The following is a 10,495-nucleotide window of genomic DNA, read 5'->3' as shown; positions in this document are numbered from 1 at the left end:
CGGCGGGGATGATGCCGGGATCCGAGTCCAGGTCCCCATTTACGTCGGTCCAGTTTTCGTATTTGTCTGCATCGATGGCATACGCGATTTCGCCTCCGGTGAGATCGGAACCGCCACGCGAGAAGACAGCGATTTCGCCATTCTCTGTCACGCCATAAAACCCGGGGACAACGGTGATCATCTCCGTGCCATCCAGGGCCGCGATATTTTCATAGGCAATTTCTTCGACTTTGGCATCCAGAAAACTCTCTGTCACCAAGAGACCGAAATCCTCTGGCAGACTAACCCGGGACTCCATCCCCTGTTTTTGAAAATAAGCAGCGATAACACGAGCATTGTAGTGCTCTCCGCGAGATGCCAGAAATGCGATCTGGCGTTCGCCCTCCAGCTTCGTCTCGAGGTCCTGTTTGAGCGATTCGAGCAATTTTTTGCCATCAATTTCCAGATCATTGATGATACTGGTAAATCGATCTATCACTGCCAGCTTGCTGTCGCTTGCGGTAACAGTCTTACGTTTTTCCTGGAAGTGTGTTCCATTCGAGGCAATATTCAGCAGGTGATCTGTAATTTTTTCTTCGCTTTTATGGATACGCCCTGGTGCGGAGACAACTACGAAGCGACGCTGAGAATTGGCTGTAACAATTCGTCGCACTTTTTCGATCTGATCTGCGTTTGCTACGGAGCTGCCACCAAACTTACAGACTACACTATTTGTCATTCTAACCGGTTTCTCTCTTTAAACTTTGTCGTGATTCATTCACTGCTGTTTACATCTGGTCGATAACAGAAGGTCTAACTGTGGAATTTCATTATTGTGTATGAATATGTTATTTAAAAGCAGACGGAGTCGTTTCTCGATTCGACGTCAATGGTTATCTGCCCGGTATTATCTGCCTGGAGATGATCAGCCAGGGGATACAAGGGCTTTGAGTTCACGAATTCAGGGACAACACGTGTCGTCAAACCGTCATCGGAATTCACAGGGAGTCATTTCAAACGAGATGACACATCGACTGGATAAATTAACAATATACGAATGACGATCCCATCGCAACTGTATGAATGCTGTTCTACAGCTAAGCGCTTGCCCATCATACGCATCACAGCATCACTCAAACCTGTTTGATCAATAAAATTCAGGGGTCAAAGTGAAATTAGTTGTTTTTTGAAAATTATGACACTACTCTGAATTTCTGATCGCATAATTATTAATATGATCGCATTCTAAGGACTTTGATGAATACAATGATCCGACTCGTACTGGAAAACTTCACCCTCAGCTTCCTGGTTTTGGGGCTACTCGTTTCTGGCATTTCCCTCTGGAAACAGAAACGTCCGTTGAGCGCCTCGATTATCATCGAAGCGCTGTTTGCTTACTTTCTTCTGTTCTCGATTGGTTGTTCCTTTTTCTATAACTTCATGATGCATTCTTTTTTCGGCGAGACCGCGGCCCGGTATATTGGCTGGGAGCAGAGTCCGTTTCAGTTCGAGGTGGGGACTGCCAGCCTGGGTTATGCCGTCGTGGGTTTTCTGGCATTTCGTGGAAGTTTCGGCATGCGGGCTGCGGCAGTCGTGGGGCCGTCGATGTTCCTGCTGGGCGCTGCGGGCGGCCACATCTACCAGATGATCACAGCACACAACTTTGCCCCCGGAAATGCCGGTGTGATTTTTTATACTGACCTCCTGATTCCACTCATCGGATTTGTACTGCTGGGACTGCAGTGGCGGTATCAGAAAGCCGCTAAAGCTTCTGCCAATGATCAATAACAGGCCTGAAATAAAAAATTCTAGATCTGTTTAATCTGCATTCGGCCTGCTGACGTTTGTCACTATTACATGAAACTTCTTACTACGGAAAACTTCAGGCATTTAAAAGCAAACTGGCCTCAGCTGTTACTGCTGGGGATGCTGGTATTACTCAGTCTGCGTCTGATTGTGGTTGTCAGCAGTTCCCCTGCCGGCTGGCGGTCATTCCGGAATGACTGGAAAGTCCAGATACTGCGACTGTTTGACCAGCCGACATCAATTGGAGAGGAAACGCCCGCTGTTCAGGCGGAATACTGGCTGGATCAGATCAACCGGATCCCGTCGGCACAGACCGATCCCCAGGTCGCACTGGGAGCGGCCTGGATGCTGTCCAATCCACAGTATGGGTTCCTCAAACGAAATATCAAATCCAACCAGGACCTGCAGGAACGGTCTAAGGAAATTGTTTTTACATACGATCAATCCCAGGCGGAATATCGGTCCATCTGCCGCGCTGCGTGTCTGGAACAGGCAGCCATCGCCACGCGTCTGGCCCCGGAGGATGTCGACTTCTGGAGACAACGCGCATTGCTGCTGTTTGCGGTCCGTGAAAAATCAGAACGAGAGCCATATCCTGAAGACTGGCTGCAGGTGCTCGAAGACGGAGCGGCTCACGATCCGGAAAATGCCCTCTATGACTACCTGGTGGCGCTGCAGTACTATCAGCAGTCAGCTGAACCGGAGTGGGATGAGGAACATCGACTGACTCTGAAAATCACCAATCCCCAGATCTACGCACAGGCTGAGCAACGGCTGCAGGCAGGATTGAAAAAACCAATCCTGGATGTGGGCACGATCACCTGGACAGCCACACTGGCATTCTTAAAACAGACAACGCTGCCCCTGGAAAATCAGATTAAAGCTGCTGAAGAGAGGAATGCCTCTTCCCCAGCTCTCAGTTTCGTCGCTCAACTGTCTCGCTGGTTGCTCTATGCCTGCAAATCCGATCTGCGACAACAAAAGTATGATACGGTGATCAAGAATGCGGACCGTGAACTGCGGATCGCAGAGCAATTAACGGGCAAACAGAATTTCTACGAGCAGACATTCTTCAAATTTAGCTTCCGCACATCAGGACTGGGGCAATTATTCAAGGTGCTGCAATTACATCCGGAATCGTTCAAACCCGCGGAAAGAGAAGAACTCAAGCAAGACCTGCAACAGGCCTGGTTGCAGCGGAACATCTTTAGGGAAGCCGTGGATCGATACCAAAAACAGAAAGATGAGCAGCCTGCTGTTGAAGTGTCCCCCGCTGTCGTACTGATAGATCCTTCTCAGCGATTCATCATCTACCTGCTTCCGCTGTCGCTGCTGTTGATGCTGGCAGGCTCTTTGACCGGTCAACCAGCTGACAACACCGCGCCTCGGCCGGGCTGGTGGAGAACCCTGTTTGCCTGGTTCACTGGAGTGAGTCTGAGCCTGTTTATCTGGGGTGTGATCCCGGCTGATGTGCTCTCGAAACAGTTAGGGAACGGTTTGCTGCTGGGCCTTTGCTGGCTGAGCCTGATCCTGGTTTTGACGGTTTCTCTGTGGCTGATCCGCCGGCAAAATAACCTGTCCTGGTGGCAGTTGATTTCGCTGCTGCTGGTCCTGGCGGTTCCGGTCCTGCTCTATTTTCAATTCACGTCCCTGCTGGCATTCGTGGAACAGAACTGGATACACGCATCCCTGGCGCTGCTCATCCCGGTTTCACTGCTGCTCGTGGTTATCTACGGAGTTGCAGTATTCATTGTGATTCGTTTTTTACGTTCCTCCGAGCAGTCTGCACGTCGAAAGCTGACTGCCTGCGGTCTTGTTTTCCTGGTCACTCTGCTCACCGTTCCCACCGGTGCAGAAGTCCTACGGGCCACCCTGAATCCTACGGAATTGCAAACCTGGTTCGGCAGAGAGATTTCCGTGGCAGATGCAGATCTATCTCAAGCACTGGCCGCCTGGATTAAACAATCACAAAAGCAGCTACCCACATGGATCTGGATTTATCCGCAATGGACGGCCCGACATGGTGAAGGATTCGCCGTTCTGCTGTCTCTTTCTATTCTTCTCATCTGGTCTCTGCTGCGCTGGTCACGTTCTCCCAACGACCAGCAGCCTGGTTCTGCTGATGACAGTTCGCGACCGAGCAACTGGCGGGCGGGAGTTCGCCTGCTGAGGCGTTCCAGCCTGATCGCCCTGCTGGTCGTGACGATGGTTTACCTGGCTGCCCTCCCCTCTCTGATCAAGGCAGAGAACCGGGATCACCGGAAACGATATCAAGCCCTGTCAGATCCATTTGCGCCACTACAGCAAGTCGACCAGATCAAAGCGGAGATCAAAAATGATCGGGCGCTGATGCGATCGTTTGAGGAACAGATCCAGGAGATTCAACAGCGGTTGGTTGAAGAGGTGAAGCAGATGAATCATCGTACGACGGAAGCACCGCCAGAACAAATGGAATAGCCGTTTCGAAGCTTCATTCTCGATTCGACACAGTGGTTGGATACCCCTGCTGAAATTCGCTTTCTGTTGAGTCCGATTCTCCTCATCATGACTTTGATAACGGTTCTACGATCTTTAACGCAGTGAGGAATCTCCCTGCAACTCAGGTGAAGGCCGCGGTTTTTCACTCAACTTCATAGAAATCTGACCTAAGTTTCAGAGGCGGTTCATGCATCCCACGGGGATCTGATTATCTGCCCGCAGCGATTCTGCCTGGCACAGCAGCATCACTGGCTCCTTTCATCACTGTATGAGATCAGATTATGTGTTCGAAAATTGTACTGAAAGTTCGCGCCAGACGAATTGGAATTGCGTGCCTGTCAGGCTTGATCCTGACCGGGATTTACGGTTCTTTGATGGCCGCAGAAGTTGCACCTTCCGCTGCCATTAAGAGTTGTCCCGATGGTCGTTGTGCTCAGAAGACCGCAAAACCGGAACTGCAGGCAGAGGGGCCCGCTGTCTTTTTTTCCAATCTGTTTGACACCAGCAGCTTTCCCCAGCGGTGGTACTGTGGTACGTGGTCAACTGATGTGGGCTGGTTGCATATTATTTCTGACATTGCCATCTTTGGTGCCTACTTTGCGATTCCCGTTGTGCTGCTCTACTTTCTTCTGCAACGAAAAGATCTGCCATTTCCCAAAATCATCTGGCTGTTTGCTGCCTTCATTCTGTTTTGTGGCTTTGGTCATTTAATAGAAGCCGGCATCTTCTGGTGGCCCATCTATCGGTTCTCCGGATTGATCAAGGCCTGCACCGCCATCGTTTCCTGGATCACGGTATTTGTTCTGATCCGCCTGGTCCCTGAAGCCCTGAAACTGCCTTCGACGGCACTGTTAGCGCGGGAGTTGCAGCAGAGTAAAGCACGCCTGGATTTTGCGCTGGAATCAGGTCAGATTGGAGTCTGGGAATGGAATCTGAAAACGGACACACTCTTGTGGGATCGACGAACGAGGGAAATTTTCGGTATAGAACAGGAAGCGACGGACCTCTGTTTCGAGGACTTCAGCCAGCGTCTGCATCCTGACGACCGTGACTATGTAAAAAAGCTGTTTGATGAGTGTATTGAATCGGGTGAGCCTTATCACGCACAGTACCGTGTCATTCACGCTCATGGTTCCGTGCATTACATCGAGTTGCAAGGTCGTGTGGTGTTTGGAGAGGATGGTGTTCCGGAACAGTTTATCGGCGTCTGTCATGATTTCACGAATAAACAGCTCCAGGAAAATGCCCTGACTGAAAGCGAATTGAATTTCCGCAGCACTTTTGAGCAGGCCGCGATGGGAATTGCTCATGTTTCTCCCGATGGTCGATGGCTGCGAGTCAATCAGGGATTCTGCAAAATTGTCGGCTACCAGAGCGAAGAACTGCTCAAACTGCGAATCCATGAACTGTCACATCCGGATGAACTGGATGCAGACCTGGAAAACATGAAACGCATGCTTGCCGGAGAGATTGAATCATACACAATTGAAAAACGCTACCTTACCAGGGATCGTACCGCCGTCTGGACCAACATGACTGTCTCTCTCCTCCGTCATCAGTCGGGAGAGGCCCAATACTTCATCTTCGTCATCGAAAATATCCAGGGGCGCAAGGAAGCCGAAAAAGCGCTGCAGATGTACAATCGAAAGGTGAAAAAACTCTCCCTGGTTGCCAGTAAAACCAAGCACTCTGTCATCATTTCCGATGCACACGGCCATATTGAATGGGTAAACGATGCCTTTACCAGCCTGACCGGTTATACGCTGACTGAAGTCATGGAAAAGAATTTGTGTGAAATCATCCAGGGACCGAATTCCGATCCTGAGTCAATCGCCGTGATCAAAGAACATCTGGACCGCAAGGAAAGTATTGCCACGGAGCTTCTCCATTATGATCGACTCGGACAGGAATACTGGATCGAATTGAAAATTGACCCGGTGCTGGATGATGATGACATTTTGCTGAACTTCATTGCCACCCAGGTGGATATCACCGCCAGAAAGCACTCGGAACTGGCTCTCAGAAAAGCCAACGTTCAATTTAATAAATTACTGCAGGCAGACATTCTGGGAATCATGACCTGCCACTTCGACGGGACAATCGAACAGGCCAATCACGAACTACTGAGAATTCTAGGCTACACCGCGGACGATCTGGAAGCCGGACTGATTAATGGTAAAGAACTGACTCCCCCCGAATGGCGGGAATGCGATCAGAAGATGATTGACGAAATCACCAGAACCGGTTCTGTAAAACCACTGGAAAAGGAATATTTCCGTAAAGATGGCTCACGGGTCCCCGTCGTACTGGGTATGACCCGCCTGGAAGAAGATGAAGATTTATGCCTGTGCTTTGTGCTGGATGCTACCACACAGAAGGAAGCGGAAGAAAAGCTCAAAGCAGCAAAACAGACTGCAGAAGAAGCCAGTCAGGCCAAGAGTGAGTTTCTGGCAAACATGAGCCACGAACTGCGTACGCCACTGAATGGAGTCATTGGCATGACAGAACTGCTGGCTGGAACCCATTTAAATCAGCGTCAGCAGGAGTTTGTCGATGCCTGCCGGAACAGCGGTGAGTCGCTGCTTAATCTGATTAATGACATCCTGGACTTCTCTAAGATCGAGGCGGGGAAACTGGATCTGGATCTGCATGATTTTGATCTGGAAAACGTGCTGATGGATACGGTCAGTACCATGGTGTGGCGTACTACTGAAAAAAATCTGGAACTCCCCTGCTTTGTCGATCCGGAATCGCGGTTGATGCTGAAGGGTGACAGCTACCGCTTAAGGCAGATCCTGGTCAACCTGATCGGGAATGCGATTAAATTTACCGACTCGGGTGAAGTCGTTGTACGTACCAGAACGGTTGCACGCCAGCATGAACAGATTCGGATTCATTTTTCAGTAACAGACACAGGGATCGGTATTTCCCAATCCAAACTGAATCGACTGTTCCAGTCCTTTTCACAGGTAGATGCTTCCACTACCCGAAATTACGGGGGCACAGGACTTGGGTTGGTCATCTCACAAAACCTGGTGGAACTCATGGGGGGCACCATCGGAATTGAGAGCCAGGAAGGAGTCGGTTCCACCTTCTGGTTTGAAATCCCCTTTGAAGTAGTGTCTTCCGGATCGGTACCATCGCAAATAAAGAATCAGCTTGAAGGCAATCGCGCCCTGGTTGTCGATGACAATCAGACCAGCCGCACAATCCTGATCGAGTATCTCCGGGAATGGGGACTGGAAACGGTTGCGGTCTCGTCTGTGTCCGCCGCTAAAGCTGCCATTCAGAGAGCCAGTAACCGGCGCACGCCTTTTGACATTATCGTGACTGACTTTGAAATGCCAGACCAGAACGGACTGGAAACGGGACGCGCTCTGAGACGTTCAGACATACCGATCATCCTGCTGACCAGCTCACCAGATACGCAATTGGACCCTGACGAGTTGCAGGAATGTCATATCACACTCACTATGAGAAAACCGGTACATCGCCACAAATTGTTTGACACAATTTACCAACTGCTGGGTACTCCGATAAATGAACCACCCAAAAGCAGTTCCGGTTCTTATCAACAAAAGCAGATTTGCTCTCAAGGCAAACGCGTCCTGCTTGCGGAAGATAACAGAATCAATCAACTGTACGTGACGGAACTAATTAAACAACTGGGTTGCCAATGCGATACCGTTTTGAATGGTCAGCAAGCAGTTGATGCCGTGCTGCAGAATGATTATGACCTGGTATTGATGGATTGCCAGATGCCGGAACTGGATGGTCTGGAAGCAACGCGACGGATTCGCGAACTGGAGAAACAGGGACTGCTGAAGAATAAACTGCCCATCATTGCACTCACAGCAAATGCGATCAAAGGTGACCGGGAACGCTGCCTGGAAGCAGGCATGGATGAATATCTGAGTAAGCCAGTTCAAAGGGACCAGATCAGCATGGTGATGGAACAGTTTCTGCAGCAGAATCGAGCAGTAGAGACGAAACCACATTCAGCAGACCATCCTCCAGGAGCGGAAACGCATCAACCCGGCATTGATACACTCGCATTAACTAAATTCTGCAGTGGAAATCTGGAATTAATCAACTCCCTGCTCGATGAACTGGAATTATCGGGGGAAGCACGCGTCACACAAATCCGTAAATCAGCAGAACAATCTGATGTCAGAGGCGTTTCTGATGCAGCACATTCTCTCAAAGGGGCGACGAGTATCCTGTGTGCCACCAGGCTCCAACAGCTCTCCAGTGAAATTGAACAGGTGGGAGAGATATCAGATCTGAGAGAAATTGCGAACCTCATTGACGAAGTGACGCAGGAAATGCAGCGCTGCCTTGAGGAAATCCCCCGAATCAGGACAGAATTGGAATTCATGGATTCGGATGCACTCTAACGCGCATCACATTTTTGCATAGTGACTCTCAATCAATTGTACCTGGCTTAAATGGCCCTGAAGGCGCTACAGTAAAACGGGTTTCTGTCGAATCAGAATGAGGAATATTCTTTCGCTGCAGAAACACTATTTGTTTTTTCTGCAGACTGTGGTTCCAGCAGATAGTGCGATACATACCATTCCATCCCCTCGCGATATCCAAACAACTCTGCAACGGCCATAAAGAATAACCGCCAGCGAATCAGCCAGCGTGCTGCCTGCTTTTTTCCATATGTCGCAGCCAGAACCGGGATGATCATCTCGCGCTGCTGATCCAGTTTTGAGAGCCATGCTTCGGCTGTTTTCGCATAATGTCGACCTTCCCAGCGCCATTGTTTTGCCACACGCATCTGTTCGGAAAACTCTGTCAAGAGCTGATCGCTGGGCATGATCCCCCCGGAAAAGAAATGACGTGCCATCCAGTCATCGGCATTTTCATCATTGAATTCATAGGCAAATTCCCGATGGCAAAAAATGTGTACCAACAGTTTTCCCTGCTCATTTAACCAGCCGGAAATCCGCTGCAGGAGTCGTTCATAATTCCGCATATGCTCAAACATCTCAACGGATACGATACGATCATAAGTATTCTCCGGTTTAAAATCATTCATATCGGCGGTGATCACGGTGACTCGGTCCGCGACTCCTCGAACTGCTGCCTGTTGTTCAATAAACTCTTTCTGAGAACGAGAATTCGAGACGGCAGTAATTCGAGAGGCGGGATAGTTTTCCGCCACCCATAACGTCAATGAGCCCCAGCCACATCCCAGTTCAAGAATGGACATCCCATCCTCAATCTCGGCATGCTGACAAGTCATTCGCAGTGCGGCTGCTTCTGCTTCGTCCAATGTCTCCACGCCTTCCGGCCAGTAACAGCAACTGTACTTGCGATGACAGCCTAAGACGTGTGTATAAAATTCAGCGGGAACTTCATAATGCTGCTCGTTGGCTTTTTCCGGCACCAGGGCAATCGGGCTCTGTCGACTGGCGGCGAGGAAGTGCTCCTGTTGTATCCTGTTTGATTCCGGCTCACCCTGATCGAGGTTAACCAGCCGCTGAGTGCACAACTTTCTAATGGCACGTCGAATAATCGCATCTGGTATCCAGCCCCGCTCTACCAGTTCAATTCCCACGTTGGTCATTAGATCATGTTTCATGAAGTCACCTGCTTTGTTCTGGGTGGCCAGGGAAAAAAGGCACTTGTCGTCTGTTGATATTCCCGATAAGCAGCGCCACGACTTTTAATCGCCTGCGCTTCCGTCGGAGGAATACCCGTCACTTTCAGAATGAAATACAACATCAGAATCGGCCCAAACAGCGTCAGCCAGCCCCAGGGAGCACTCAAGGCCAGGCAGACATACGCCCACCAGTGCAGCCATTCAAAAAAATAATTGGGATGCCGCGAATAGTTCCAGAGCCCTTCTCGACAGACCTGTCCTTTATGATCCGGACTGCTGCGAAAGCGCGACAACTGTCTGTCGGCGATCAACTCACCACAAATGGCGATCAGCCAGATCAGAACCCCCAGTAAATCCATCAGACCAAAAGGCGACGTTCCTCCGGCAGCGATTAACATCGGTAAAGCAAACAACAGACTCCCCAGCGCCTGGAGTTGATAGAACCAGAACATGCGGGATTGTGCTGCGGGTCCCCACTTTTCTTTCAAAGTCTGGTAACGGCCATCTTCGGGCATCGTCAAAACTCTCCAGAGTACATACCCACTCAGTCGCAGCGCCCAGATCATTGCCAGCACCGCCAGTACGATGCGTCTCGTCAGATCTCCGTCATCACGGCCC

At 50.1% G+C, this 10,495-nt stretch carries 5 protein-coding genes and 1 pseudogene; 3 read left to right on the top strand and 3 right to left on the bottom strand.

Annotated elements, in window-relative coordinates:
• Positions 1 to 718 (bottom strand): annotated as a pseudogene (locus AACZ40_RS25555) (aspartate kinase); the annotation flags it as partial.
• Positions 719 to 1,236: 518 nt separating this feature from the next.
• Here AACZ40_RS25555 and AACZ40_RS25550 point away from each other — a divergent pair.
• The 3 genes from AACZ40_RS25550 (at position 1,237) to AACZ40_RS25540 (ending at position 8,660) form a co-directional block, all read left to right on the top strand.
• Positions 1,237 to 1,767 (top strand): DUF6790 family protein, encoded by a 531-nt coding sequence (locus AACZ40_RS25550; protein WP_291174811.1) that lies wholly within the window; start codon positions 1,237 to 1,239, stop codon positions 1,765 to 1,767.
• Positions 1,768 to 1,836: 69 nt separating this feature from the next.
• On the top strand, positions 1,837 to 4,242 hold the full coding sequence (locus AACZ40_RS25545) for a hypothetical protein (protein WP_291174814.1): 2,406 nt from the start codon (positions 1,837 to 1,839) through the stop codon (positions 4,240 to 4,242).
• A 302-nt stretch (positions 4,243 to 4,544) separates the two neighbouring features.
• Entirely contained in the window at positions 4,545 to 8,660 is a 4,116-nt protein-coding gene (locus AACZ40_RS25540) for a PAS domain S-box protein (protein ID WP_291174817.1), read from the top strand.
• Between the two features lie 92 nt (positions 8,661 to 8,752).
• On the opposite strand, the gene AACZ40_RS25535 is transcribed toward AACZ40_RS25540, so the two are convergent.
• Together AACZ40_RS25535 and AACZ40_RS25530 are read right to left on the bottom strand one after the other, a co-directional pair.
• Entirely contained in the window at positions 8,753 to 9,856 is a 1,104-nt protein-coding gene (locus tag AACZ40_RS25535; RefSeq protein WP_291174819.1) for a cyclopropane-fatty-acyl-phospholipid synthase family protein, read from the bottom strand.
• Positions 9,853 to 10,495, bottom strand: a 643-nt coding sequence (locus AACZ40_RS25530) for a DUF1295 domain-containing protein (RefSeq protein WP_339676372.1), incomplete at its 5' end; no start/stop codon positions are given. The genes AACZ40_RS25530 and AACZ40_RS25535, both read right to left, overlap by 4 nt.

The sequence above is a fragment of the uncultured Gimesia sp. genome, assembly GCF_963972345.1.
In the GTDB taxonomy this organism is placed as follows: Bacteria; Planctomycetota; Planctomycetia; order Planctomycetales; family Planctomycetaceae; genus Gimesia.
The sequence above is the reverse complement of the archived record's forward strand: the minus strand, read 5'-3'. Positions and strand labels throughout refer to the sequence as shown.